Origin of the sequence: Caulobacter sp. Root1472, assembly GCF_001426985.1 — a bacterium.
Classification (GTDB): Bacteria; Pseudomonadota; Alphaproteobacteria; order Caulobacterales; family Caulobacteraceae; genus Caulobacter; species Caulobacter rhizosphaerae.
Window position 1 is genome coordinate 1 of sequence record NZ_LMFX01000038.1, and the last position, 25,812, is coordinate 25,812.

General features: G+C 68.7%; 22 protein-coding genes and 1 pseudogene. 11 read left to right on the top strand and 12 right to left on the bottom strand.

The window, feature by feature from the left end; all coding sequences use genetic code 11:
- Nucleotides 1-159, bottom strand: a 159-nt coding sequence (locus tag ASD47_RS26785) for a carboxyl transferase domain-containing protein (RefSeq protein WP_304439930.1), incomplete at its 3' end; no start/stop codon positions are given.
- Nucleotides 160-297: 138 nt separating this feature from the next.
- Between ASD47_RS26785 and ASD47_RS20875 the strand changes: the two genes are divergently transcribed.
- Nucleotides 298-1,824 (top strand): short-chain fatty acyl-CoA regulator family protein, encoded by a 1,527-nt coding sequence (locus ASD47_RS20875; protein WP_082564736.1) that lies wholly within the window; start codon nucleotides 298-300, stop codon nucleotides 1,822-1,824.
- Here the strand turns inward: ASD47_RS20875 and ASD47_RS20880 are convergent.
- From ASD47_RS20880 to ASD47_RS20900, 5 genes are all read right to left on the bottom strand, one after another.
- On the bottom strand, nucleotides 1,749-2,783 hold the full coding sequence (locus ASD47_RS20880; protein WP_056760755.1) for a phosphatidylinositol-specific phospholipase C domain-containing protein: 1,035 nt from the start codon (nucleotides 2,781-2,783) through the stop codon (nucleotides 1,749-1,751). The genes ASD47_RS20875 and ASD47_RS20880 overlap by 76 nt on opposite strands.
- Nucleotides 2,784-2,879: 96 nt before the next feature.
- Nucleotides 2,880-5,537 (bottom strand): TonB-dependent receptor, encoded by a 2,658-nt coding sequence (locus tag ASD47_RS20885; RefSeq protein WP_056760758.1) that lies wholly within the window; start codon nucleotides 5,535-5,537, stop codon nucleotides 2,880-2,882.
- 136 nt (nucleotides 5,538-5,673) lie between these two features.
- Nucleotides 5,674-6,669 (bottom strand): FecR family protein, encoded by a 996-nt coding sequence (locus tag ASD47_RS20890; RefSeq protein ID WP_056760761.1) that lies wholly within the window; start codon nucleotides 6,667-6,669, stop codon nucleotides 5,674-5,676.
- Complete coding sequence (locus ASD47_RS20895) at nucleotides 6,659-7,243, bottom strand: RNA polymerase sigma factor (RefSeq protein ID WP_056760765.1); 585 nt, start codon at nucleotides 7,241-7,243, stop codon at nucleotides 6,659-6,661. The genes ASD47_RS20890 and ASD47_RS20895 overlap by 11 nt, the downstream gene beginning before the upstream one ends.
- On the bottom strand, nucleotides 7,231-10,089 hold the full coding sequence (locus tag ASD47_RS20900; RefSeq protein WP_056760769.1) for a TonB-dependent receptor: 2,859 nt from the start codon (nucleotides 10,087-10,089) through the stop codon (nucleotides 7,231-7,233). Before ASD47_RS20900 ends, ASD47_RS20895 begins: the two co-directional genes overlap by 13 nt.
- A gap of 335 nt (nucleotides 10,090-10,424) precedes the next feature.
- On the opposite strand from ASD47_RS20900, the gene ASD47_RS26790 reads away from it, so the two are divergent.
- Nucleotides 10,425-10,694 carry a hypothetical protein gene (locus ASD47_RS26790; protein ID WP_156402359.1) on the top strand — a complete coding sequence of 90 codons (270 nt, stop codon included), beginning with the start codon at nucleotides 10,425-10,427 and terminating at the stop codon, nucleotides 10,692-10,694.
- Between the two features lie 91 nt (nucleotides 10,695-10,785).
- Entirely contained in the window at nucleotides 10,786-11,214 is a 429-nt protein-coding gene (locus ASD47_RS20905; RefSeq protein WP_012285398.1) for a MucR family transcriptional regulator, read from the top strand.
- An 83-nt stretch (nucleotides 11,215-11,297) separates the two neighbouring features.
- Here the strand turns inward: ASD47_RS20905 and ASD47_RS20910 are convergent, their stop codons facing one another.
- The 3 genes from ASD47_RS20910 to ASD47_RS20920 all read right to left on the bottom strand — a co-directional run bounded on the left by ASD47_RS20910 (nucleotide 11,298) and on the right by ASD47_RS20920 (nucleotide 15,047).
- Complete coding sequence (locus ASD47_RS20910; RefSeq protein WP_056760772.1) at nucleotides 11,298-12,062, bottom strand: hypothetical protein; 765 nt, start codon at nucleotides 12,060-12,062, stop codon at nucleotides 11,298-11,300.
- Between the two features lie 100 nt (nucleotides 12,063-12,162).
- Nucleotides 12,163-12,717, bottom strand: a complete 555-nt coding sequence (locus ASD47_RS20915) for a GNAT family N-acetyltransferase (RefSeq protein ID WP_056760774.1) — start codon at nucleotides 12,715-12,717, stop codon at nucleotides 12,163-12,165.
- 137 nt (nucleotides 12,718-12,854) lie between these two features.
- Entirely contained in the window at nucleotides 12,855-15,047 is a 2,193-nt protein-coding gene (locus ASD47_RS20920) for a S9 family peptidase (protein WP_056760777.1), read from the bottom strand.
- A 105-nt stretch (nucleotides 15,048-15,152) separates the two neighbouring features.
- On the opposite strand from ASD47_RS20920, the gene ASD47_RS20925 reads away from it, so the two are divergent.
- A complete protein-coding gene (locus ASD47_RS20925; RefSeq protein ID WP_056760780.1) occupies nucleotides 15,153-16,007 on the top strand; it encodes a serine protease in 855 nt (284 codons plus the stop codon).
- A 72-nt stretch (nucleotides 16,008-16,079) separates the two neighbouring features.
- A pseudogene (locus ASD47_RS20930) lies at nucleotides 16,080-16,279 on the top strand (CsbD family protein).
- 88 nt (nucleotides 16,280-16,367) lie between these two features.
- Here ASD47_RS20930 and ASD47_RS20935 read toward each other — a convergent pair.
- Together ASD47_RS20935 and ASD47_RS20940 are read right to left on the bottom strand one after the other, a co-directional pair.
- On the bottom strand, nucleotides 16,368-16,814 hold the full coding sequence (locus tag ASD47_RS20935) for a MaoC family dehydratase (RefSeq protein WP_056760786.1): 447 nt from the start codon (nucleotides 16,812-16,814) through the stop codon (nucleotides 16,368-16,370).
- Nucleotides 16,815-16,869: 55 nt separating this feature from the next.
- A complete protein-coding gene (locus ASD47_RS20940) occupies nucleotides 16,870-18,189 on the bottom strand; it encodes an Nramp family divalent metal transporter (protein WP_056760789.1) in 1,320 nt (439 codons plus the stop codon).
- Nucleotides 18,190-18,383: 194 nt separating this feature from the next.
- Between ASD47_RS20940 and ASD47_RS20945 the strand changes: the two genes are divergently transcribed.
- The 5 genes from ASD47_RS20945 to ftsZ all read left to right on the top strand — a co-directional run bounded on the left by ASD47_RS20945 (nucleotide 18,384) and on the right by ftsZ (nucleotide 24,591).
- Nucleotides 18,384-19,268 (top strand): crotonase/enoyl-CoA hydratase family protein, encoded by an 885-nt coding sequence (locus ASD47_RS20945; protein WP_056760793.1) that lies wholly within the window; start codon nucleotides 18,384-18,386, stop codon nucleotides 19,266-19,268.
- 99 nt (nucleotides 19,269-19,367) lie between these two features.
- A complete protein-coding gene (locus tag ASD47_RS20950) occupies nucleotides 19,368-20,333 on the top strand; it encodes a D-alanine--D-alanine ligase (RefSeq protein ID WP_056760796.1) in 966 nt (321 codons plus the stop codon).
- A complete protein-coding gene (locus ASD47_RS20955; protein ID WP_056760799.1) occupies nucleotides 20,302-21,213 on the top strand; it encodes a cell division protein FtsQ/DivIB in 912 nt (303 codons plus the stop codon). The genes ASD47_RS20950 and ASD47_RS20955 overlap by 32 nt, the downstream gene beginning before the upstream one ends.
- Before the next feature lie 31 nt (nucleotides 21,214-21,244).
- Nucleotides 21,245-22,570, top strand: coding sequence for a cell division protein FtsA (ftsA, locus tag ASD47_RS20960; protein WP_056760802.1), 1,326 nt, complete (start codon nucleotides 21,245-21,247; stop codon nucleotides 22,568-22,570).
- Nucleotides 22,571-23,058: 488 nt separating this feature from the next.
- On the top strand, nucleotides 23,059-24,591 hold the full coding sequence (gene ftsZ / locus ASD47_RS20965) for a cell division protein FtsZ (protein WP_056760805.1): 1,533 nt from the start codon (nucleotides 23,059-23,061) through the stop codon (nucleotides 24,589-24,591).
- A 130-nt stretch (nucleotides 24,592-24,721) separates the two neighbouring features.
- Here the strand turns inward: ftsZ and ASD47_RS20970 are convergent, their stop codons facing one another.
- Entirely contained in the window at nucleotides 24,722-25,024 is a 303-nt protein-coding gene (locus tag ASD47_RS20970) for a hypothetical protein (protein WP_082564737.1), read from the bottom strand.
- 197 nt (nucleotides 25,025-25,221) lie between these two features.
- Between ASD47_RS20970 and ASD47_RS20975 the strand changes: the two genes are divergently transcribed.
- Nucleotides 25,222-25,692, top strand: a complete 471-nt coding sequence (locus tag ASD47_RS20975; RefSeq protein ID WP_056760809.1) for an Lrp/AsnC family transcriptional regulator — start codon at nucleotides 25,222-25,224, stop codon at nucleotides 25,690-25,692.
- Nucleotides 25,693-25,812 lie beyond the last annotated feature (120 nt).

Genomic DNA, 25,812 nt, shown 5'->3' on the forward strand with positions numbered 1-25,812 from the left:
CATGTCGAACTCCTCGAACGAGCCCTCGTCCAGCAACAGGTCGATCCGCTCGCGCGCCGTCAGCTTGCCCTTGGCGTGCTGGGCCGCCACCCGCCCCTCACCGCCCCCGCCCCGAGCCTGCGCGCGACGGCGATCCAGTTCCTCGAGTATGTGCTGCACGCGGATTGGCTCTTGCAAAAGGAGTGAGAACTTCAAAATCAGCCTATTGTGCTTGTCAGCAAGCAAAACATGGGGAAAATCGAGCTGTCGCGCGACGCTGCGATGGCGAAACTTGTGAAACTGCAAAGTTGTAAAACCATGCGCGACAAGCTGTTCATCGGCCCGAAGGTCCGCCTCCTGCGCCTGGCCAAGGGCTGGAAGCTGGAGCCCTGCGCCGCGCGGCTGGGGGTTTCCGCCAGCTATCTGTCGCAGATCGAGGCCAACCAGCGGCCGGTGACGGCCCGGGTGCTGATCGACGTGATGCGGGTGTTCGAGGTGGACGCCGCGTCGCTGGACGCCGCCGACGACCAGCGGATGATCGCCGACTTGCGCGAGGCCACGGCCGACCCGATCCAGGACGGCGAGACCCCCAGCCTGCACGAGCTGAAGGCGGCCGTGGCCAACACCCCCAACCTCGCCAAGGCCTATCTGGCCCTGCACCACGCCTATCGTCGCCTCGACGAACGGCTGAAGACCACCGAGGAAGCCGTGTCGCTGGACGAGCGCGGGGCGGCCAGCGCCCTGCTGCCCTACGAGGAGGTGCGCGACTTCTTCCATTACAAGAACAACTACATCCACAGCCTGGACATGGCGTCCGAAACCCTGGCGGTCGAGCTGGGCCTGGACGGGCGGGAGGCGGCCGAGACCGTGCTGGAGCGCTGGCTGGGCGACCGGCTGGGCGTCCGCGTGGCGCGTTCGCCCGAGCCGGACCTGCTGCGGCGCTTCGACCCCGCCGCCGGCCTGCTGACCCTGGGCGCGGCCCAGCCCGCGGCCACCCGCTGCTTCCAGATGGCCTATCAGGTCGTCGCCGCCGCGCTGTCCGACACGGTCGAGGCCGAACTGGCCGCGGCCGGATTCCGCAGCGAGGGGGCGGCCAAGGTCTGCCGCACCGCGCTGCTGAACTATGCGGCCGGCGCGCTGCTGCTGCCCTATGAGCGGTTCCGCGACGCCGCCCGGGCGGTCCGGCACGACACCGAACAGCTGAGCTTGCTGTTCCAGGCCAGTCTCGAGCAGGTGTTCCATCGCCTCAGCACCCTGCAACGGCCGGGCGCGAGGGGGGTGCCGTTCTATTTCGTGCGGGTCGACCAGGCGGGCAACATCACCAAGCGCCACAGCGCCACCCGCCTGCAGTTCGCGCGGTTCGGCGGGACCTGCCCGTTATGGAACGTGCATGACGCCTTCGCCCGGCCCGACCATTGGCTGGTGCAACTGGCCCAAATGCCGGACGGCGTGCGCTATGTCAGCATCGCCCGGGGCGTGGTGAAGTCGTCCGGAGACTATCTGCGGCCGGACCGCCGCTACGCGCTGGGCCTGGGCTGCGAGGCGCAATACGCCGACAGCCTGATCTACGCCCAGGGTCTGGACCTGGGCGGGCCTTCCGTGCCGATCGGCGTCAGCTGCCGGATCTGCGAGCGCGACGACTGCGTGCAGCGGGCCTTCCCGCCGGTCGACCGGGTCTTCGACGTGTTCGAGAACGAACGGCGCCTGGCGCCGTTCGAACTGGGTCGGGGCGCGGCCGGCCGGAATAGCCGGCCTCCGCGCCCCGGATCCTACCGCGATCCCGGCTCGAACCAGGGCGGCGACACCACGAAGTGCAGGCCCAGCGGGTCCGGGGCGCCGGGATAGTAGTCGCTGCTGATGATCTGCGCGCCCGACCGCACCGCGGCCTGCAGGCGACCGAGGTCGTGCTGGCGCGCCTCGCGGGTGTCGGCGTCGCTCCGGGTGCGCACTAGGAAGCCCTGGCCGACCAGGGCCTTGATCCGCGCTTCCTCCGCCCTGGGATCCTGGATGTTGAACACCGCCGCCTCGGGTTCGGCGGCGTCGTAGAGCCCGAACATCATCCGCCCCTCCAGGGACGGATGGCCGTGGCGGTAGAGCTCGGCGATGCGCGGGTTGGAATCCAGCACCAGCAGCACCTTGCCGCGCGAGGCCTCCAGGCTGGGCCAACGCCCCGCGAGCGCCGCCGCTCGAAGGCTGGTGGCGTCGCCGCGCAGGTCGTCGGGCGCGATGACGCCGGCCCGGCCGAACGCCTTGACGGCGTCGGCGTCGATCCCCGCCAGGTCCGCCTCGGTGTAGAGCGGCGGGTCGGGGATGGCCGGGGTGTTGAACGGTTCTTCCTTGGTGTTGACGAAGATCACGATCGGCGCGTGGCCGGGGTGGGCGCGCGACCAGGCGGCGACCTGCGCGAAGCAGTCGGACAGGGCCAGGCAGTGGGTGCGGGCGTCGACGACGGGGGCGTGCAGCACCTTGGCGCCGGGCCGGTCCATGATCGCCCGCTTGGCGGGGTCACCGGCGTAGGGCGCGGCGTAGAGGCCGCCGGCGCTGTCGGCATAGGGGTCGAACTCCAGCTGGCGCAGCCCCAGGTCCAGTTGGGCCGCGATCGGCGGATGGCCGTATTCGACGCCCGCGGAGCGCTCGCCCATCACCTGCCGCTGATGCGACAGGGCGGCGGGATCCAGGTTTGGGCGATAGCTGTTGTGCGAGCCCAGCACGTGCATCGCGTTCAGCCGGGGCGCGTCGGCGGCGCGGGCGGCGAGCGGCCCCAGCAGGGCGATCGAGGACAGCAGGGCGGCGGACAGGCGCATGGCGAATCTCGTGAAGGGAAAGGGCCGGCTGGGCGCGCGGGCGCGCCCAGCCGAAAGTTGAAGCGGCCAAGGGGGCGGCCGCTTTCGGGGGAGGCGTTAGAACTTGCCGCGCAGGGTCAGCGAGACCGTGCGGCCCCAGTGATAGATCTCCATCGGCTGGTCCTTGGTCTTGCCGTAGACGTAGCGGATCTCGTCGGTCAGGTTCGAGCCCTCCAGCGTCAGGGCGTAGTTCTGGGTCAGGTCGTACGAGATCGAGCCGTCCAGCGAGCCGTAGGCGTCGATATAGGACTCGGCGGTGGTGGTGCTGCCCGTGCCCGACAGGTAGCGCGAGCGCCAGAACCAGCCCAGGCGGGCGGCCAGCGGGCCCTTCTCGTAGTAGCCGACCAGGTTGTAGCTGGTCTTGGACAGGCCGATCAGGTCGTCCTTGATCTGGCGGTTGCCGGCAAAGTAGCTGGCCTTGCTGTCCACCACGGTCAGCGAGGCCTGGACGCCCAGGCCGTCGAACGGGCCAGGCAGGAAGGCCAGGCTCTGGTTGTAGGCCAGCTCGACCCCGGTCAGCTTGGCGTCGCCGCCGTTGACGCTGGTCGACAGCAGGATGTCGCCGCGGCCGGGAACCTGGATCGTGGTGTTCTGCTGGGTGATGTAGTCGTCCATCTTCTTCCAGAACACCGCGCCGGTCAGGGCGGTGGTCGGGGCCGGATACCATTCCAGCGAGGCGTCCAGCTGGTCGGCCAGGAACGGCTTCAGGGCCGGGTTGCCGCCCGAGGCGTTGGGGGAGTCGCGCGAGACGCTGATCCGCGGGGCGCTGTCGGTGATGTTGGGCCGGTTGATCACCCGCGAGGCGGCGAAGCGGGCGACCAGGGTGTCGGTGAGCTCGGCCTTCAGGTTGAAGCTGGGCAGCCAGTCGCCGTAGTCCTGCGGATAGGACACCGGCGTCAGCACGGGGTTGTTGCTGGCGTCGGTGCTGGTCAGCGTGCCGCTGGCCGCCTGTTCGGTGCGGGCGTAGCGGACGCCGACATTGCCGCTGATCGGCACGACGGCGTCGAACCGGAAGTCGCCGCGCACATAGGCGCTGGTGATCTTCTGGTCGACGACGAACGAGTTGCGGGCGTCCGCGGCCGAGACCGGCTGGGCGGCGACGGCCGGGGTGAACAGGCTGTTGTAGAAGGCCGTGGTGGTCGGGGTGAGCCAGTTGCGCGGCGTATTGCCGTCGAAGCCCGACAGGAAGTTCTTGTAGGGCAGGGGTTCGTAGAAGGCCGGGCCCAGCGTGCTGACCGGCACGTTCAGGTCGTTGTTGAGCACCCAGTCGCGCCGGCGATAATCGCGCTTCATCTCGTGGCGCTCGGCCCCGAAGGCGATCTTGCTGAACCAGCCGTCGAAGGTGCGTCCGCCGTCCAGGCGGATGGTCTCGTCGGTGTCGCGCGAGTCCTTCCAGGTGTAGTCGAAGGCCTGGCCGACGAAGTTGGCCGGGTTGGTGTAGTCGACCGTGGTGGTCAGCTGCGGGATCGACTTGTAGCCGCGCGAGAAGTCGTAGGTCAGCGGTCCGAAGAACGCCAGGCGGTTGCGCTTGGTGGCCTGGCCGTCCGGATGGTAGCTGCGGGCCCGCGAGAAGGCGTACTCGGCGTTGAAGCTCCAGGCGCCGGGCGTCCAGGCCTGCTTGAGGCCGACGGCGGTCAGGTCGTGGCGGTTGAGGCTGGTCTCGCGCGAGGCCATCCAGCGCACGTTGTCGATCGTGCCGCCCACCACGGTGTCGCCGACCACCTTTTGGCTGCCGACCACGAAGGCGGGCGTGCGGAAGGTGGTGTCGTCCGGATAGATGTCGAGGCCGAACTCGTCGTAATCGACGTCCAGGCGGGTCACCAGCACGTCGACGTCGGTCTGGAAGTCGCCGTTCGGCCGCCACTGGCCGGTCACCGCGCCGGAATAGAGCTTGCGATGCTCGGTCTCGATGGTCGGACGGGTGCGTGACGGCGTGTAGAGGCCGCCGCCCAGCGCCGATTTGAACTTATCGAGGTTCCAGCCCACCTGGTACAGGCGGTCGTTGCGCACGTGGCGCTCGTCGTACAGGCCCGAGGCCAGCAGGCCCAGGGTGTTGTCGGCGCTGGTCCAGGAGAACAGGCCCGAGGCCGAGGGATCGGCCTTCTTGCGCACGTCGCCATAGGTCTCGCGGATCGAGAAGGCGGCCTTCTGGCCCACGTCCAGCGGCTTGAAGGTCTTGATGTTGATGTTGCCGCCCAGGGCGCCTTCGTCCATGTCGGCGGTCGGAGTCTTCACGACCTCGATCTGCGAGATCAGCTCGGACGGCAGCACCTCGAAGCGGAACTGGCGTCCCTTGGCGCCGCCGTTCTCGATCAGTTCGTTGACCGCGATCGAGCGGCCGTTCAACTCGACATACTGGAACTGCGGGCCCAGGCCCCGGACGCTGACATAGAGCCCGGCGCCGCGCTGGCGGTCGATGGTCACGCCGGTGACCAGTTGCAGGGCCTCGGCGGCGTTGCGGGTGGGGAATTTGCCGATGTCCTCGGCGTTGACGGCGTCCACGCCATAGGCGGCCGAGCGCTTCAGGGCGGCGGCGGCTTGCAGGCTCTTGCCGTAGGAGGTGACCACGATCTCGTCGACGGCGTCGGCCGGCGCGGCGGGCGTGGGCGAGGCGGCGGGCTCGGCGGCCTGGGCCTGGCCGGAAGCCAGGGCGGCCGAGGCCAGGAGGGCGGCGGCGCCGGCGCGGCGCGCCGACGGGTTCTTGGAACGGATCATCTTTTCCCCCGATGGGCTGAGACCCGCGGGGAGGCGCGGATCGAGGGAGAAGAACGAAAGCGCGGGCGTTCGCCCTCAGTCGCTGGTCGGTGAAATATTTGCGACAGCCTGTTGAAAAGACCTGACTTTTATCCGCTCAAGGACGAGTTCCGTTCACGGCGGTGAGGGTCAGGTCGCCGTTGGCCGCCAGATGGGTGGTCACCGGCAGGCTGGCCTCCAGAACCGACCGCACCTCGTCGATCCGGCCGACCTTCATCGATCCGGAAAGCCGCAGAGAGCCCAGCGCGGGATCGCCGATGATGAAGCGCCGGCCCGCCGCGCGCGACAGGCGCTCGGCCGCCTCGACCAGGCTGGTGTCGGCGAACACCAGCCGGCCGTCCTTCCACGCGACGTCGTTGGCGACATCGGCCCGTTCCACGCGACCTCCGCCCTGGGTCGCCACATAGCGTTCGCCGGGCGCGAGCAACACGCCGGGCGCGCCGGGCGCGCTGACACGCAGCGATCCCTGCACCAGCGATACGATCAATCGCCGTCCCCCCGCGACGTTGAAGCGCGTGCCCAGCACCGTCAGCGTCCGGCCGGACGCGGCCACCGTGAACGGACGGCGAGCGTCGTGACTGACCTCGAAGAAGGCGTCGCCATCGACCAGGGTCAGCGCCCGCTCGCGGCGCGAAAGCCTGGCCGTCAGCACGCCGCCCGGGCTCAACGTGACATGGCTGCCGTCGGCCAGGGCCAGATGGACCGTCGCATGGTCGGGTGCGACAAAGGTTTCGGTTCGGGCGGCGTCCAGCAGCAAGACCCCGGCGACGAGACCAGCCGCGGCCACGCCAAGTCCGCCGACCAGCCACCGGCGGGAGCCCATCGCGTCGGACCGCCGCTCGGGTCGGTCGAGGCGAGCGGCCAGGCGCGCCGAGCGTCGCAACTGGCGGACCACCGGATCGTCGGCGGCCAGTCCGGCGGCCAGCCAGATCTCACGGGTCTGGGCGACTTCCTCGCGCGCGGCGACCGAGCTGGCCGCCCAGGCGTCGAGACTGAACTGCTCAGCCTCCGTCAGGGGGCGCGACAGGCTGGCGGCGAGCAGTTGGCGCGGATCGGGGCCGGGCGCCGGATTGGCCTTGTCGTCAGGCGTCATGCTGGGATCCGAGCGCTTGGCGCAGCCGCGCCATGGCCGTCATCATGTGCTTTTCCACCGCGCTCACCGACAGCCCCAGTCGGGCGGCGGCCTCGGCCTGGCTGAGGTTCTCGAAACGGCAGAGGACGAACACGGCCTTGACGTTGGGGTGGAGCGTATCGAGGGCCGCGACCAGGGTCCGCAGGCGTTCGCGCCCGCTGACCGCCGCCTCGGCCGAGGGTTCCTCGGCGGGAAGGGCAGGATCGACCTCGACGTGATGACCCCGACGCCGCGACCGCTCGTGGCGCTCGTGGTCGACCAGGGCGTTGGCGGCGACCGTGAAGATCAGGCCGTCCGGATTGCCCCAGTGCAGGCGGGAGAACCGCCGCGACAAGCGCATGAAAACCTCCTGGGTCAGGTCCTCGGCGTCCTCGACGCCGACGGCGCGGCGTTGGAAGAAGCTCAGCAGCGGGCGGCGATAGCGCGAGACAAGTGCGTCGAAGCCGGGCGCGCCCAGCGGCGAGGGAACTGGGTCCGGCGAGGCGCCCTTCAAGGCGCCTTCGGCTGTTGGCGTGGGGAAGGTCAGAACGCCCATCTGAGCCTCGCGGACAGGTATCGGCCCCAGTGGTGGGTCTCCATCGGCTGGTCTCGAGTCTCGCCGTAGATGTACTTGCGCGCGTCCGTCAGGTTGACCCCCTCCAGGCTCAGCGTCATCCGGCGATCGATCCGCCATGACGCCGCGCCGTCCAGCGACCCGAAGGCTTCGGTATGGGAGGGCGCGGTGATCGAGCTGCCGATCGTCGTCAGGTAGGGGCCGCGCCAAACGTAGCCCAGTCGCACGGATGCGCGGCCGCGCTCATAGAAAACCAGCAGGCTGTAGTTGGTGCGCGACAGGCCCAGCAAGGCGTTGCGGATGACCCGGTCGCCGGCGAAATAGCTGGCCTGGCTGCGCACCAGAGTCAGCGAACCCTGCACGCCCAGGCCGTCGAGCGGGGCGGGCAGGGACCTGAACGTCTGGCTGTAGGCGGCCTCGACCCCCTGAATCCGCGCGTCGCCGCCATTGACGTTGGTCGACAGCAGCACCTCGCCGCGCCCGGGAACCTGGATGAAGGTGTTCTGGGCGGTGATGTAGTTGTCCAGCCGACGGTCGAAGACCGCGCCGGTCAGGGCCCCGCCGGACGTCAGATACCACTCCAGCGAAACGTCCAGCTGGGTGGCCAGGAACGGGTCCAGGTCGGGATTGCCGCCGTTGGCCGTGGGCGTGTCGCGGGCCAGGGTGATGCGCGGGGCGTTGTCGACGACATTGGGCCGGTTGACCACCCGCGACGCACCCAGGCGCAGCAGCAGGTCGGGGCGGAGCGTCACGCGCAGGTTGGCGCTGGGCAGCCAGTCACCATAGGTCTTGCGCCATTGGGCGGGGATCGGGTCGGCCCCGCTGGACAGTACGCCCTGGGACACCTGGTCGGTCCGGGCGTAGCGCACGCCCAGGTCGCCATCGACGGCGCGCCCGAACCACAGGCCCGAGAAATCGGCGCGCACGTAGGCCGAGCGGATCTTCTCCTCGACCACGAAGGAGTTGCGCAGGTCCGATATCGAGGGCGGCCGCGCGGCGATCTCGGCCGTGAAGAGCCGCTCGTAGAAGGCGCGCGCGTCGGGCGCCACCCAATGGCGCGGGAGATCGCCGGTGGTCCCGGCCAGGAAGTCCGAGACCGGGGTCAGGGCATGGAACCGGTCTCCCAGGGCGGTCAGGGGCGCGCCGACCACGGTGTCCAGGATCCAGTCGCGGCGGCGATAGTCGCGCACCCGGCGGCGTTGCTCGACCCCCGCGCTGAGCTTGACCAAGGGGGCGTCGAAGACCCGCGAGGCGTCGAGTTTCAGCGCCTCGTCGGTGTCGCGCGAGTCCTTCCAGGTGTAGTCGAAGGCCTGACCGACAAAGCGATTGGGATCGGCGTAGTCCACCGGCGTGGTCAAGGTCGGACCCGCCTCTCGGCCGCGACCGAAGTCGAAGCTCAGCGGCGCGAAAAACGCCGCCCGGGCGCGCACCGTGCCTCGACCGTCGGGATGATAGCTGCGCGCCCGGGAATAGGCGTAGTCGGCCTCCAGGGACCAGGAGCCCTGGCTCCAGTGCTGGTGGGCGCCCAGGGCGACCAGGTCGTGCCGGTTCAGGCTGGTCTCGCGCGAGGCCATCCATCGGACATTGTCGATGGTCCCGGCCTGCACCGTGTGGCCGACCACCACCTGGGTTCCCGGGACGAACCGGGGCGCCGAAAGGGTGGAATCGTCGGGGTAGATGTCGAGGCCGAACTCGTCATAACGCGCGTCCAGCCGGGTCAGCAGCAGGTCCAGGTCGGTCCGCCAGGCGGCGGACGGTCGCCATTGCAGCGCGAAATCACCCGACGCCAGGCGGCGGTCCTCCAGCTCGATGGTCGGCCGGGTGCGCGTGGGCGTATAGAGTCCCGGCCCCAGCACCGCCGGGAAGCGGTCGAGGTTCCAGCCTGTCTGGTAGAGGCGGTCATTGCGGATATGACGGCGGTCGGCCACGCCCGTGGCCAGCAGGCCGAGACTGCCGCTTTCGTTGGTCCAGCTCCAGACGCCCGAGGCGGCGGGGTCGACCTTGCCGCTCTGGCCCACCGAGCCGCGGACCGAAACCGCCGCGCGGCGCGACTGCTCGAGCGGCTTGAACGTGCGCACGTCGATATTGCCGCCCAGCGGGCCCTCGTCCATGTCCGCGGTGGTGGTCTTGGCCACCTCGATGGTCTCGATGGCGTCGGCCGGCAGCATCTCGAAGCGAAACTGTCGGCCGCGAAATCCACCATTTTCGACCAGATCGTTCATCGCCACGGACCGGCCGTTCAGCAGCACGTTCTGAAACTGCGGGCCCAGGCCCCGGACGCTGACATAGAGCCCGATCCCACGATGACGCTCCAGGCTGACCCCGGGCGCCAGTTGCAAGGCCTCGGCCGCGTTGACGGCGGGGAGGCGGGCGATGTCCTCGGCGCTGACGGCGTCCAGCCCGTAGGCCGCGCGACGCTTGAGCGCGAGGGCGCGGCCAAGACTGGCGGCGTAAGAAGCGGTGACGACGACCGCCTCCAGCGGCGCGACTTCGTCGTCTCCCGGGCCGGATGAGGGAAGGGCGGTTCGCGCCGGGACCGTCTCCAGCGAATAGAGGGCGGGTCCCAGCTTGCGCACGACCAGGCCTTGGCCGCCGACCAGCGCCGCAAGGGTTTCGTCGAGGCCAGCTCCGCGCCGGACCCGGCCGGCCATACGGCCTTCGACCAGGCGAGTCTGGAAGATGATCTGCACGTCCCGTTCGATCGCAAGTTGGGTCAGGGCTGGACCGAGATCACGTCGAGTCTGCGCATGGGCCGGCGACGCCAGCGTCGCCGCAGCGGTCGCCGTGATCGTGAACAGCACGGTCCGACAATCGATTTTGCGTGGCATGCTGCGCGCGAGGATTTCCAGTTTCGCCGACGCGAACCGATCCTGGCGTGAGTAGTTGGCTTGAGTGACGACTTGACGACAGCGCGCCCTCTGCGGAGAGGACCAAGCGCCGTCGTTTCCCCGTCCTGGATCGATCTGCGCCCGGCAGGCCCGGCGAGACGCCTGGCGAACCGACGCTCCGTCGCAGTTTTCCACAGGAATTGGTCCAGGCGTCCCAAGCCGGGGATTCTCCCTTGGGGCGATTGTCCGTCGCGCGAGACGCGCATGCTCTGGTTTGAAGTTCTTCCGGCTCGCTGAGGTCGGCCTCGGCTTGAGAGGCCAAGGCCGCGTCTGTCATGATCCGCCGCCTCTCAAAACCGCCGAACGCTCTCAAGTCTTTGTGTTTTCAAGCACAAGGCGCAGCTTCGACAAGCTTCGGCTTCAAAAAGCCGCTGATCTTCGCCTCATCTGCTGCGGGTCGAATCATTGCGACGCTGAAACTTTTGTCGCAGCAACGTCGGCCTGACAGCGCTTGTTCGGGATGGAAAAACCAGCCTTCGGTCGCGCTTCATGGTTTAGAAACGCGGCGGATTGCTCGTTTCTGTTCTCAAGATTCGTTGCCTTAAGGGCTCGGCAAGCACGATTATCCACATGGAGTACTTGTATTTCGACAGGGCGGGTGTATTTCCAAGTCAAAGAACCACCGGAGAGACACTCGTGGAAGACAAAGCTACCCTGATCGAGCTCACCGCCGAGATCGTCGCCAATTACGTGGCCAATAACAGCACGTCGGTCTCCGATCTGCCGGCCCTGATCCGGGCGACTCACGACGCTCTGGCCGGTATTGGCTCTCCGGAAGCGGCTCCGGTCGAGACCGTTACGAAGGCTACGCCGGCTCAAATCCGTCGCAGCATTACGCCGGACGCCCTGATCAGCTTCGAAGACGGCAAGCCGTACAAGACTCTGAAGCGTCACCTTACGACGCATGGCATGACCGTCGCCGAATACAAGGCCAAGTGGGGCCTGCCGAACGACTATCCCACCACCGCCCCGGCCTATAGCGAAGCCCGCTCGGCCATGGCCAAGGCCCTGGGTCTCGGCCAAGGCGGCCGCAAGGCCAAGGCCCCGCGCGGCCGCAAGGGCTGATCGGTCCTCCACAAGGCCGATATCGAGCAAGACCCCCGCCGGCGACGGCGGGGGTTTTTGCTTGTCGCGCCAGGAGCCGCGGCTTAACGGGCGCCCGGTCCCCAGGCCGCCAGCACGACGTCGCCGCCGCCCACCACCGAGATGGCGTCGACCCGGGCCGTGGCGAAACACTGGCGCGCCTTGACCAGCGTGTAGACGGTATCGTCGATGTGGGTGTCGGGCGCGGCCAGGCGTCCATCATATTCGCCGCAGAACACCTCGGGCCGCTGGCCCAGGGTGGTCAGCTGGCCGTTCAGAACCAGCTTCATACCGCGCACGAGCCGATGATAGGCCTGCTGGTTCATCCTGACCTTATACGCCATGAAAGGTTGGAAGCGGGGCGGCAGCGCCGTTTCGCCGTCGGCATAGGGAATGGCCAGGCCGTAGTTGGTGATGGTGCTCTGAACGCCCACCTCCTGGCGCTTGACCGTGCCTTTCGAGGTTTCGACGGTCGTCGGGCTGCGCAGCTCGCTTCCGTCGAAGAAAGCCGTCTGGAGACGGGGCAGGTTCGGCAGCCCCTGTTGCTCGAAGCCGCTGTAGTTCTCGGCGCTGATCTGCCCCAGGCCGATCATCACGGTCAGTTCGCCGCGCGAATAATCGTAGCGCCAGCGAGCGGGGCTTTGCAGCACCTTCATGGTGCGCTTGCGCTCGTCGACGAAGGGGATAGCGATCTGGAAGCGGCGGCCGGCCAGCGATTCCGCCGTGGGCGTTTCCCGCGCAGTCTCCATGGCGTCGCGCAGAGCGGCCGCGTCCAGAACCTGGCCGGAACTCGTCGCCAACAGGCTCGCCGCCAAAAGACCGCCGATCATCGCCGAGTTCTCCGGTACGTCGCCCCTAGGAGAACCCTGAGTTGATTCACGGTCAAGGCCCCAGCCAATCCGTTGGGGCGCCGACGGACCCGCGGCCGGCTCAGACGCCGCTGAGCTCCAGGCCCGGCGCGTCGGGATCGCGCGAACCGCCGCCGTTCAGCGGGCGCTGCATCCAGACCAGGTCGACCCAACGGCCGAACTTGTAACCCATGGCGGGGAACACGCCCTTGCGTTCGAAGCCGAGGGCGGCGTGCAGGCCGATCGAGGCGGCGTTGCCGCTGTCGCCGATCACCGCGCAGATCTGGCGCAGGCCCAGGGCCCCGCAGGCGTCGATCAGGGCCGACAGCAGCGCCTTGCCGACGCCCTTGCCCACGGCGTCCGGGCCGACATAGACGCTGTCCTCGACCGTGTAGCGATAGGCGGCGCGCAGGCGGAACGGCCCGGCATAGGCGTAGCCGACGACCACGCCGTCCCGTTCAGCGACCAGATAGGGCAGGCCCTTGGCCAGGAAGGCCGCGCGGCGTCGCCCCATCTCGGCCGCGTCCGGCGGAACCTCTTCGAAGGTGCCCAGGCCGTTGAGCACGTTCCAGCCGTAGATGGCGGTGATGGCGGAGACGTCGGCGTCGGTGGAGGGGCGGACGGTGATCGCGGCCATCTAGATCCTCCCCCTTTGGGGGAGGTGTCGCGAAGCGACGGAGGGGGGAGTGATCGAACGCCCGACGTATCCCCCCACCGGCGCTTCGCGCCGCCTCCCCCACAGGGGGAGGACCTTGTTCTTCGAAGCCTCGCTCGTCACGCCTTGGTCCATCCCTTGTCGACCGCCCACACGGCGAAGGCGTAGTCCAGGGCGATCTCCTTGAGGAAGTCGAACCGGCCCGAAGCGCCGCCGTGGCCGGCCTCCATGTTGATCTTGAGCAGGATCGGGGCGCCGCTGGTCGTATGTTCGCGCAACCGGGCCGTCCACTTCTCCGGCTCCCAATAGGTCACCCGCGGGTCCGACAGGCCGCCGGTGGCCAGCACGGCCGGATAGGCCCTGGCCGTCACGTTGTCGTACGGGGAATAGCTGGCGATGTAGTCGTAGGCTTCCGGGTCCTCCAGCGGATTGCCCCATTCGGGCCATTCCGGCGGGGTCAGGGGCAGGGAGGTGTCGCTCATGGTGTTGAGCACGTCCACGAACGGCACCGCCCCGATGATCCCGGCCCACAGGTCGGGGCGCAGGTTGGTGATCGCCCCCATCAGCATGCCGCCGGCCGAGCCGCCATAGGCCACCGTCCGGCCCTTGGCCCCGTAGCCGGCCGCGTGCAGGTGCTCGGCGCAGGCGATGAAGTCGGTGAAGGTGTTCGTCTTCTTGAACTTCCGGCCCTCCAGGAACCAGCCGTAGCCCTTTTCCGAACCGCCGCGGACGTGGGCCGTGGCCCAGATCCAGCCGCGGTCGACCAGGCTGAGGTTGCGGATCGAGAACGACGGGTCCATCGACATGCCGTAGCTGCCATAGCCGTACAGCAGCAGCGGCGCAGCGCCGTCCAGGGCCACGCCCTTCTTCATCAGCACGGTGATCGGGACCTCGGCGCCGTCGGGGGCCTTGGCGTAGAGCCGCCGCGTGACATAGGCGGTCGGATCATGGCCGGAGGGAATCTCCTGGGTCTTGCGCAGGGTCTTCTGGCCCGTGGCCATGTCGTAGTCGAACCACTGCCGAGGCGTGGTCGGCGACTGATAGACATAGCGCATCACCGGGGTGTCGAACTCGTAGCCGCCCTCCAGACTCAGGACATAGGCCTCTCCGTCGATCGTGATCGGCTTTTCGGCCTGGCTGGCCCGGTCAGTGACGACGATCCGGGTGTTGGCGTTGACCCGCTCGATCCGGACCAGGTGGTCCTTGTAGGCGGCCAGGCCCGTGATGAAATGGCCGGGCTTGTGCGGGACGAAGTCCTTCCAGTGCGCCCGGCCCGGCGTGGCGACCGGGGCCTCGACCAGCTTGAAGTCGATGGCGTCGTCGGCGTTGGTCAGGATGACGAACCGGCCGTCCCAGTGCTCGACGGAGTAGCGCAGGCCCACGGTGCGCGGCTCGACCACCTTCGGTTCGGCGGTGGGGTCCGAGGCCGGGATCAGCAAGGTCTCGGAGGTTTCGTGGTCGCCGGCGCTGATGACGATGAAGGCGTCCGACCCCGTCGCGCCCACGCTGACGAAGAAGCCGTCGTCGGGCTCGTCATAGACCAGGACGTCGTCCTTCAGCCCGCCGCGCGCGGGGCGGCGGTAGATCTTGTCGGACCGACCGTTGTCGTCTCGGTGGGTCCAGAAAAGCCACTGTGAGTCGGGCGACCAGGCGAAGTCGCCGGTGCTGCTCTCGACGGGCTCGTTCAGGACCTCGCCGGTCGCCAGGTCCTTCACATAGATGTGGTGGACCTCCGAGCCCTGCGCGTCCTCGGCATAGGCGAACAGCTGGTGGTCGGGGCTGTGGTCGGCGGCGCTGACCTGGCTGTAGGCCTTGCCCTTGGCCAGGGCGTCGCAGTCCAGCAGGATCTCCTCGCCGTCGGTCTTGCCGCGAGGCCGGCGGCAGAAGATCGGGTGCTGGCCGCCGATGTTGAAGCGCGAATAGTATTCCCACGGACCATCGGGGGCGGGGACGCTGGCGTCGTCCTCCTTGATGCGACCCTTCATCTCCTCGAACATCGCCGCCTGCAGCGCCTCGGTCGAAGCCAGCATGGCCTTCACATAGGCGTTCTCGGCGCTCAGGTGTTCCTTGACCTCCGGCTTGATAAGGCTCGGATCGCGCAGGACCTTCTGCCAGTTGTCGTCCTTCATCCAGGCGTAGTCGTCGACGCGGACCCGACCCAGCTGTTCGGTGCGCTTGGGGATCTTGCGGGCGACGGGCGGGACGGGGGGCGACAGGGTCATGCGGGTCTCGGAAACGGCGGCCTTGGGCTTGAAGGCCGACACCGACGTAATGACCGCGGCCGCGCTCGTCATCATTTTGCGCCGGTTCATGGTCAGATTTTCCCCCGTGATGCGTCAGAACGCCAACTTGTGCGCCCTGACGACGCTGGTCAAACTGGCCCTCGCGTAGGGTGAATCGGGGGCTTGAGGGCTTAGATGGCTTGGGACCTGTCGGTCGATCTGATCCAGGCTACCGTGCAGCTCGAGCAGCCGCTCGGCGACGGATCGCGAACCGTCGGCACCGGCTTCCTGATCGAAAATCCCACGCCTGACGGCCGGCCGCGCACCATCCTGGTCACCGCCGCCCACGTCTTCGACAAGATGCCCTCGGCCTCGGCCAAGATCGGCTATCGGATCCAGAGCGCCGACGGCGTCTGGCGCTATGATCCCCACACCCTGAAGATCCGCGACGGCGACCATCCGCTGTGGGTCAAGCACCCCACCCGCGACGTCGCCGCCATCGAGGTCGAGGCCCCGCCGGAATTCGCCAAGGCGGCGATCCCCCTGGCCTGGCTGGCCCAGGACGACACCTTCAACAAGTACAGCCTGGGTCCGGGCGACGAGATGATGGCCCTGGGCTTCCCGCGCGGCCTGTCGGCCAATCCGGCCGGCTTCCCGATCCTGCGGTCCGGGCGGGTCGCTTCCTACCCGCTGGCCCCGGCCAGCGTGTTCCCCACCTTCCTGATGGACTTCTCGGTGTTCCCCGGCAATTCCGGCGGGCCGGTGTTCATGGCCCAGGGCGCGCGTCGCCGGCCCGGCTCGACCGAGAGCCAGGAGGTGCAGTTCGTGGCCGGCATGCTGACCCAGCAGGTCGAGCTGTCGGGCGAGCGCCTGGAGATCGGCATCGTCACCCACGCCAAATATATCCGCGAGACGGTGGCCATGCTGGACAAGCTGGCGGGGCCGCCGCTGATCCAGGCCAGCCCCGCCAAGCCGGTCGTGCCCTCGACCCAGGCGGCGACCCAGGCCGCCGCGGCGGTGTCAGTCACCGCCATCGCCGTCTCACGGTAGGATAGCCGACACAGGAACCTCGCTCCGGGCCTCCCGTTTGTAAGGGGAGTTCAAATCCAGCAGGAGCGAGCCATGAGCACCAATCGAGTCGAAGGCGCTGTCGACAAGGGCGTCGGCGCGGTCAAGGAAGCCGCCGGCAAGGCCACCGACAACGAGCGCCTGGAAGCCGAAGGCAAGGCCCAGAAGGCCAAGGGCGACGTCCAGAACAAGGTCGGTCAGGCCCAGGACAAGATCGGCGACGCGATCAAGCACTAGGCTTGGTCGAACGCTAGACGAGCAAACGGCCGCGGGAGCGATCCCGCGGCCGTTTTCTTTGCTCCAACGGGCGGGGACAGGCGCATGCGCCTGTCCCCGATCCAGTTACCCGTAGAGGATCGAGATCGTCTCGGCCACGCAGGCGGGGCGTTCCTCGCCCTCGATCTCGATGGTGCACTCGTTCTTCATCTGCAGGCCGCCCGCCTTGGGCTCGACGCCGAGCAGCTTCTGGCGCATGCGCACCCTCTTGCCGACCCGGACCATGCCGGTGAACCGCACCTTGTCGCAGCCGTAGTTGATGCCGCGCGTCACGCCGGTGACGCGCAGAATGCCTTCGCCCAGCATCGGGATCAGCGACAGGGTCAGGAAGCCATGGGCGATCGGCCCGCCGATCTCGCGGGTGGCGCGCTCGACGTCGACATGGATCCACTGGTGGTCGCCGGTGGCCTCGGCGAACTGGTTGACCCGCTCCTGGCTGATCTCGACCCAGTCGGAGACCCCGATCTCCTGGCCGACCAGGCTGGCGACGTCGGTGTAGGCGACTTCCTTCATGGCGTTCCCGCTCCCAAACATTTGTTTGGATAGAGACCAGCCGCCGCGCCCGCGGTCAAGCCGCGAAGGTCTGGACCACCAGCCAGGCGTTGGCCGACGAGATCACCCCGAACAGGCTCCAGGCTACCGCCTTGGTGACCGGGCCGTTGGCGAACACCCCCATCAGCGCCCTGTCGTCGGTGAAGCGCAGCAGCGGAAAGATCGCGAACGGCAGCTGGGCGCTCAGCACCACCTGGGTCAGGACCAGCAGCTTGCCGACGGAATGCTCGCCCATCGTCAGCACGCCGACCAGGGCCGGGACGATGGCCAGGCCCCGGGTGATCAACCGCCGCTGCCAGCAGGGGATGGACAGGTTCAGGAAGCCTTCCAGGATCACCTGGCCGGCGATGGTGCCGGTGAAGGTCGAGCTCTGGCCCGAGGCGAACAGGGCGATCCCGAACAGCAAGCCGGCCACGGCCGCGCCGGTCAGAGGCGCCAGCAGGCGGTGGGCCTCCTCGATGCCGGCGACTTCGGTATTGCCCGTCCGGTGAAAGGCCGAGGCCGCCAGGATCAGGATGGCGGCGTTGATGAACAGGGCCACGGCCAGCGAGGCCACGGTGTCCAGCGTCGCCAGCCGCAGGGCCGCGCGCTTGCCGGGCTCGTCGACGGGGACCACCCGCGTCTGGACGATCGACGAGTGCAGATAAAGGTTATGCGGCATGATCGTCGCCCCGACGATGCCGATGGCCAGGTACAGGGCGTTGCCCTGCTTCAGGGCCTCCAGCGACGGGACCAGGCCGCGCGCCACCTCGCCGGCGTCGGGCCTGACCAGGATCAACTGGACCAGGAAGCAGATGCCGATCGTGCCGACCAGGCCCAGGATGATCGCCTCCAGCTGCCGGAAGCCCTTGCCCTTCAGGCCCAGCACGATGACCGTGTCCAGCGCGGTCAGCAGGACTCCAGCCCACAAGGGAACGCCCAGGAGCAGCTTGAAGGCCAGGGCGCTGCCCAGCACCTCGGCGATGTCGCAGGCGATGATGGCGACTTCGGCCAGCAGCCACTGGACCTTGACCGTGCGCGGGCCGTAGCGCTCGCGCGACATCTGGGCCAGGTCGCGGCCGGTGACCAGGCCCAGGCGCAGGCTCAACGTCTGCAGGACGATGGCCGCCAGGCTCGACAGCACCACCACGAACAGCAGGGCGGTCCCGTAGCGCGAGCCCGCCTCGATGTCGGTCGCCCAGTTGCCGGGGTCCATGTAGCCGACGCTGACCAGCAGGCCGGGGCCGGCGAAGCGGAGGGCCCGCTTCCAGGGCGACAGGCCGTCGGGTACGGCCACTGCGCCGCGCACCTCGGCGGGACAGAAGGGCGCGGTGGCGGTCTTGGGCAGGGCGAACATGGCCCGAGCGTTAGCGTGGATTCGCGCGGGGTATAGAAGGGAAAGGTGAGGATCCGCATCGCCGCCGCCATGGCGCGTCGGGTCTACGCCGTCCTTGAAGACAGGTCACGCGGCCCCACGATTGGAGAACGTACGGGCGGGAGTTGCTCATCATTCATACGCATGTTTGACTGCGCGAAATCCGGAGGAACACCATGGCCGCGCCCAGCTTCGAGACCCTGATCTACGCCGTCGAGGACGGGATCGCGACCGTCACCCTGAATCGTCCGGACAAGCTGAACGCCTTCACCGCCCGGATGATGAAGGAGCTGATCGAGGTCTTCGACATCACCGACGCCGAAGACGCCGTGCGTGTGGTGATCGTCACCGGCGCGGGCCGGGCCTTCTGCGCGGGGGCGGACCTGTCAGCCGGCGGGGCCACCTTCGATCGCACCAGCCCCCAGGCCATCGAGCGGGAAGAGGGCAAGGTCGGCGACGTTTATCGCGACGGCGGCGGCCGGGTGGTGCTGCGGATGTATGAAAGCCTCAAGCCGATCATCGCCGCGGTCAACGGTCCGGCGGTCGGGGTGGGGGTGACCATGCAGCTGCCGATGGATATCCGCCTGGCCTCGACCGACGCCAAGTTCGGCTTCGTGTTCGCCCGCCGAGGCATCACGCCCGAGGCCTGCTCGTCCTGGTTCCTGCCGCGGCTGGTCGGGATGCAGACGGCGCTGGAATGGTGCTTCACCGGCCGGGTGTTCGGCGCCCAGGAGGCCAAGGAGCGCGGCCTGGTCCGCTCGCTGCACGCGCCTGACGAGCTGCTGCCCGCCGCCCGCGCCCTGGCCCGGGAGATCGCCGACAACACCGCCCCGGTTTCGGTGGCGCTGTCGCGGCAACTTTTGTGGCGCATGGCCGGCGCCGACCATCCAATGGAAGCCCACAAGGCCGACAGCCGGGCCATCCAGTCGCGCGGCGCGGCCGGCGACGCCCGGGAAGGGGTCAGTTCCTTCCTGGAAAAGCGCGCGCCGGTCTATCCCGACCGGGTCTCGGCCGACCTTCCCGACATCTGGCCGGCGTGGGGCGAGCATCCGTTCCGGTAGGCGCGACGCATTCCGGATGGTCCCGACCCGGAGAAGGTGCATGGAAGCTCCTCGCCCTGTCCCTGAGCGCTCCACCTGACGCCGCTACGACTGCGGTCCATGACCTCGGCCGACCGCCCCCTCGCCAACCAGCACATCGCCGTCCTGCTCGGCGGCCCGTCGGCCGAGCGCGAGGTCAGCCTCGCCACGGGAGCGGCCTACGCCGGCGCGCTCGAGCGGCTGGGCGCCCGCGTCAGCCGCGTCGACCCGGGTCCCGACATCGCCCAGGTCCTGACGGCCCTCAAGCCCGAGCTCGTGGTCAACGGCCTGCACGGCCGCTGGGGCGAGGACGGTTGCGTGCAGGGCGTGCTGGAGACCCTGGGCCTGGCCTACACCCACTCCGGCGTCCTGGCCTCGGCCCTGGCCATGGACAAGGCCCGTAGCAAGGTGGTGCTGGCGGCGGCGGGGATCCCCGTGCCCGGCGGCCGCCTGTTCAACCGGCACGATGTCGCGCGCGACCATGTGATGCAGCCGCCCTACGTGGTCAAACCCAACGCCGAGGGCTCGTCCGTCGGGGTGTTCATCGTGCGCGAGGGCGCCAACGGACCGCCACGCGAAGTGGCCGCGCCGGACTGGACTTTCGGGGAAGAGGTGATGGTCGAGCCCTACATCCCCGGGTTGGAGCTTTCCGTCGCAACCCTTGGCCAGGCAACGGGTCCGAGGGCCCTGGCGGTCACCGAGATCCGCCTGTCCACAGGTTTCTATGACTACCAGGCCAAGTACGCGGAAGGCGGCTCGGTCCACGTTCTGCCCGCCCCGATTCCGGACGCCATAAGGGACCGCGCCCTGCATTTCGCCAAGCTTGGCCATGCAAGTCTTGGTTGCCGAGGTGTGACCAGGGCGGACTTCCGTTATGACGGAATTAACGACCTTCTGGTCCTTCTAGAGGTCAATACGCAACCTGGCATGACACCCACTTCGCTCGTCCCCGAGCAGGCGGACCACGCCGGAGTCTCGTTTGATCGTTTAGTGTTCTGGATCGTGGAGGACGCTTATGCCCGCAAGTGTGCGGGGGGGACCGCGTAAGCCAACGCGCCCCCGGGCCGAAGCGCCCGCAAGTCCGAAGGCTCGACCGGCCGCGCGCAACGCCGCGCCGCCGGCTGGGAAGCTGCAAGCCGCACGCAGCGGCGTGGGCGTGTCGCCCGGCCTGGCCCTGAGCGTGGCCGGCGGCGCCCTGGTCGTGGCCCTGGTCGCCACCCTGGCCACCGGCCATCGGGCCGAGCGCCTGGGCCAGGCCATGGCCCGCGGCGTCGATGGCGAGTTCGCGGACCTGGGCTTCAAGCTGAAGACGGTGCACATCGAAGGCGCCTCGCCGATGGCCAAGGCCGACATCCTCAACGCCACGGCCCTGTACCAGGACCAACCGATCCTTGGCCTGGACCTGGCCGACCTGCGCTCGCGGGTGGAGGGCGTGGGCTGGGTCAAGTCCGCCAAGGTCGTGCGCCTGCTGCCCGACACCGTGTTCATCTCCGTCGAAGAGCGCCCGGCCCTGGCCGTCTGGCAGCATTCCGGCGCCATGCGGGTGATCGACGGCGAGGGACGGATCATCCGCGAGGCCGACGCCGCGCGCTTCCCGCAGCTGCCGCTGGTGGTGGGGCAGGGCGCCGACCAGGCCGCCGGCGCCATCCTGCCGGCCGTCAACGCCCGGCCGCGCCTGCGCGACCGCCTGGAGGCCCTGGTGCGCGTCGACGACCGCCGCTGGGACCTGCGTCTGAAAGATGGTTCGCTGATCCAGCTGCCGGCCATTGACGAAGAGTCCGCGCTGATTCAATTGGATCAACTCGATCAACGACAACGAATCCTCGATCTCGGTTTCGCGCGCATCGACCTGCGCGACCCGGAGATGGTGGCCGTAAGGCCTCGCGACGCGGTGCTGCCCGGGCAGCCCGTGGCCGGAGGGGCCTGAACATGAACTTGTGTGTGAGGTGACTGTAACCATGTCGCGACTGGGTGACCGGAAGCAAGCCCGCGAAGGCTTGAAGGCGACGCTCGTGCGTCAGCCGGCGGTCGCGGCCGTCGATCTTGGCGCGTCCAAGGTCACCTGCTTCATCATGAAGGCCGACGGGATCCACCGCGACAACCGCACCCTGACCACCGCCGGCGTCGGCTATGTGCAGTCGCGCGGCGTCCGCGGCGGGGCGATCGTCAACCTCGACGAAGCGGCCCAGGCCATCGCCCAGGCCGTTGAGCGGGCCGAGACCGTGGCCGGCGTCAACGTCCAGGGCGTCAGCGTTTGCACGGCCGGCGGCCAGCTGGCCAGCCATCGCGTCCACACCCAGGTGTCGCTGGGCGCCCGGCCGATCGGCGACGGCGACCTGTCGCGCGCCATCGCCTCGGCCCTGGCCCAGGTCCGCATTCCCGGCCGCAAGCCGATCCACCTGCTGCCGATCGCCTGGTCGGTCGACGGCCAGCGCGGCATCCGCGACCCGCGCGCCATGTTCGGCCGCGCCCTGGGTCTGGAGCTGCTGGTCGTCTCGATCAACGAGAACATCTTCCACACCCTCGCCCACTGCGTCGAGCGGGCCCATCTGTCGTTCGAGGGCGTGGTCGCCGCGCCGTTCGCCTCGGCCCTGGCGGCCCTGGAAGAGGACGAGATGGACCTGGGCGCGGTCTGCATCGACATGGGCGGCGGCTCGACCTCGGTGGCGGTGTTCAACAACGGCGCCCTGTGCCACGTCGACAGCCTGGCCGTCGGCGGCGGACACGTCACCCAGGACATCGCCCGCGGCCTGCAGACCTCGGTCGCCGGCGCCGAGCGCATCAAGACCCTGCACGGATCGGCCATCGCCTCGGCCAACGAGGACCGCGAGATGATCGAGGCCCCGCCGCGCGGCGACGATCCGGGCGCGGGCCCGGTGATCGCGCCCCGGTCGCTGCTGAAGGGCATCATCCAGCCGCGCGTCGAGGAGACGCTGGAGCTGCTGCGCGAGCGCCTGAAGGCCTCGGGCGCGCCGGTCGAACCGGGCGCGGGCATCGTGCTGACCGGCGGGGCCAGCCAGCTGGCCGGCGTCCGCGAAGTGGCCGTGCGGGTCTTCGACCGTCCCGTGCGCCTGGGCCGTCCGCGCCGGGTGCCGCACCTGGCCGACGCCGCCTCGGGGCCGGCCTTCTGCGCCGCCGCCGGCGTGCTGCACCGCTCGGCCTTCGGTCCGCGCGAGGTGGTCTCGCCCAAGGCCCTGGCCGGCGCGGCGATCCGCAAGCGCCCGCTCGATCCCAACGCCAGCCCGGTCGCCCGGGCCGCCGCCTGGCTGCGCGATAATCTTTGATCGGACGGTCGTGGGGATGGCCCCGCGTCGCATGACTTCGCGCCAGCTTGGCTGAGCCGCAACCGCGGGCGTGCGACTGTAAATTTTTGTGACCCGACGATTTTTTCGTCTTGGCCAAGCTCGTTAAGAACAGCGGCCAAGTCTTAAACGGTCTTAAGCATGACCGTTTACGATCTAAGTGTCGGAAACACCTGACAGCCTAGTTTTCGAGGCTTTGGAAACCGGGTTTTCCAAGGGTTTTTCGCTCAGCGGCGTTCCGCCGCACGGCGGTTTTGGCTAGGCTCGGGAACCCAAGGAATCCCTGGCGATTCCTTTGGATAACTGGATTTTTTCGGCCAGTTTGGGATCGACCCCGGGCCGACTCAGCTTATGCAGTTAACCACCGATTAAGGTTGGTGGTTGTTCTGTTAACCCGATCGTCGAGATGACTCCCGGCGGTTGATCCGCTCGGTAGTTGACGAATTCGGCGTTTAGGACGCGAGGGTCCCATGGCTATTTCTCTTTCCGCGCCGCGTACCACTGAACTGAAGCCGCGTATCGTGGTGTTCGGCGTCGGTGGGGCCGGTGGCAATGCTGTCAACAACATGATCGAGGCCGGCCTCGAGGGTGTTGAGTTCGTGGTGGCCAACACCGACGCGCAGCAACTCCAGTTCGCCAAGACGGACCGCCGCATCCAGCTGGGCGTGCAGGTCACGCAGGGCCTGGGCGCCGGCGCTCACCCCGAAGTCGGCATGAGCGCCGCCGAGGAGAGCTTCCCCGAGATCGGCGAGCATCTGGACGGCGCGCACATGGTGTTCATCACCGCCGGCATGGGCGGCGGCACAGGCACCGGCGCGGCCCCGATCATCGCCAAGTGCGCCCGCGAGCGCGGCATCCTGACCGTCGGCGTGGTCACCAAGCCCTTCCACTTCGAAGGCCGCCACCGCATGCGCCTGGCCGACGCCGGCATCGGCGAGCTGCAGCGCTACGTCGACACCCTGATCGTCATTCCCAACCAGAACCTGTTCCGCGTCGCCAACGAGCGCACGACCTTCGCCGAAGCCTTCGGCATGGCCGATCAGGTGCTGCACTCGGGCGTCCGCTCGATCACCGACCTGATGGTCCTGCCGGGCCTGATCAACCTCGACTTCGCCGACGTCCGCACGGTCATGACCGAGATGGGCAAGGCGATGATGGGCACCGGCGAGGGCACCGGCGAAGACCGCGCCCTGATGGCCGCCCAGAACGCCATCGCCAACCCGCTGCTGGACGAAGTCTCGCTGAAGGGCGCCAAGGCCGTGCTGGTCAACGTGACCGGCGGCATGGACATGACGCTTCTTGAAGTCGATGAAGCGGCGAACGCCATCTCGGATCAGGTCGATCCGGAAGCCAACATCATCTTCGGCGCCGCCTTCGACCCGTCGCTGGACGGCGTGATCCGCGTGTCGGTGGTCGCCACCGGCATGGACGGCGCCTCCATCGCCCAGATCGAGCCCAAGCCTGTCTCGCGCAACACCACGGCCCAGCCGCTGATCGCCGAGACCCGGCCGGCCGCGCCGCAGGCCGCCCCGGCGCCGGCCCCGGTCACCGCCGAGGCCAGCCGTCCGGGCATGCGCTACGAGCCGCGTCCGATCGAACGTCCCGCCGCCGCTCCGACCGCCTATGCGCCGGAACCGGCCTATGAGGAACCCGCGCCGATCGTCGAGGCCCAGGAAGACCTGCGCTTCGAAGAGCCGGTGGTGGAAGAGCCGCGCATCGCCGCCCCGGCCCCGCGCGTCACCCGCATCGTCGACCCGATGGTCGCCGAGGCCGAGGACGAGCCGCTGTACAGCGAGACCTACGAGGATCGCCGGCAGCAGAAGTCGGGCGGCTGGATGAGCCTGTTCGGCGGCGGTCGCCAGCAGCGCTACGAACAGCAGCCGGCCCAGCAGCCGCGCCAGACGGGCTCGGCCCGTCCGCAGCTGCAGCCGCTGGACCAGCCGACCGCCGACGAAGGCGAGGATCTGGAGATCCCGTCGTTCCTGCGCCGGCTGGCCAACTGAAAGTCGCGACAAGTTTAGTGGCGTACCTGTAAGCGTAAACGAGACCCCCGGGGCGAAAGCTCCGGGGGTTTTGTTTTGGCTGCTGGTAGGGACAGGCGCATGCGCCTGTCCCCATCCCCGTTCAGGCGCGTCAGTGGGTCTTGGCGGCCGCGTCGGCGGCGGCGTCGGTCTTGCGCTCGGCCGCGCCGACGGCGTCGGAGGTGTTCTGGGCGGCCTTGTCGGCGGCGGCCGCCGTGCTGTCAGCCGCCTTGTCCGTGGCCGCGGCGGTGTTGGCGGCCGCGGCGTTGGCGTTGGCGGCGGTGTCCTGGGCGGCCGAGGCCGTGGCGGCGCCGGCCTGGTCGGCGGCGGCGCCGGCGTGGTCCTCGGTCTTCTGCGAGCAGGCCATCAGCGACAGGCTGGCGATCGCGGCGGAAATCAGCAGGGCGGTGCGCATGGGTCTCTCCGTGGCGGCGGGACGTTGATCGTCCTCGCGGTGGTCCGGCGCCGATCGGCGCCGGGCGGGGTGGAGGCGGATGCCTCGCAGGTCCCAACGTCCGGCCCGGCCTTAAGGCTCCGCCTGACGGTGTCGCGGGGCCGGAAAGCGGGCTAGGATCGGCAGGGTCTGCCAGTCTTTGCGAAAATCAGGTCACGATGAAGCTCACCCGCGCCGATCGGAAGATCCTGGAGATCCTCCAGCAGGACAGCTCGGTCACGAACGTCGAGCTGGCCGAGCGGGTCGGGCTGTCGCCCAGCCCCTGCCTGCGACGGGTCAAGCAGTTGGAGGCCTCGGGCCTGATCGCCGGCTATGTGGCGCTGCTGGACCGCCGCAAGGCGCGGCTGGACCTGCTGGCCTATGTCGAGGTCCAGGTCGACCGCCACAGCGAGACCGCCGCCGAGGCCTTCGCCGACGCCGTGCGCCGCGAGCCGATGGTGGTGGGCTGCCACGCCATGACCGGCGGCTACGACTACCTGCTGCGCGTGGTGGCCCCCAACCTGGACGCCTATGCCGACTTCACCATGAAGCGCCTGCTGAAGATGCCGGCGGTCAAGGACATCCGCTCGTCCTTCGTGCTGGAGACGATCAAGGACGCCACGGCGTTGCCGCTGGATTATCTGGAGTAGGGGTGAGCCGATTTCAGGCTTCGACCGAGGCTGTGTGAAAACACCGCCAAATCGGCTAGAATCCTGATGCTGGAGTAGCAGTCGGGAGGTGGAGTTGAGCCGCTTCGTTGAGGGTTGTGA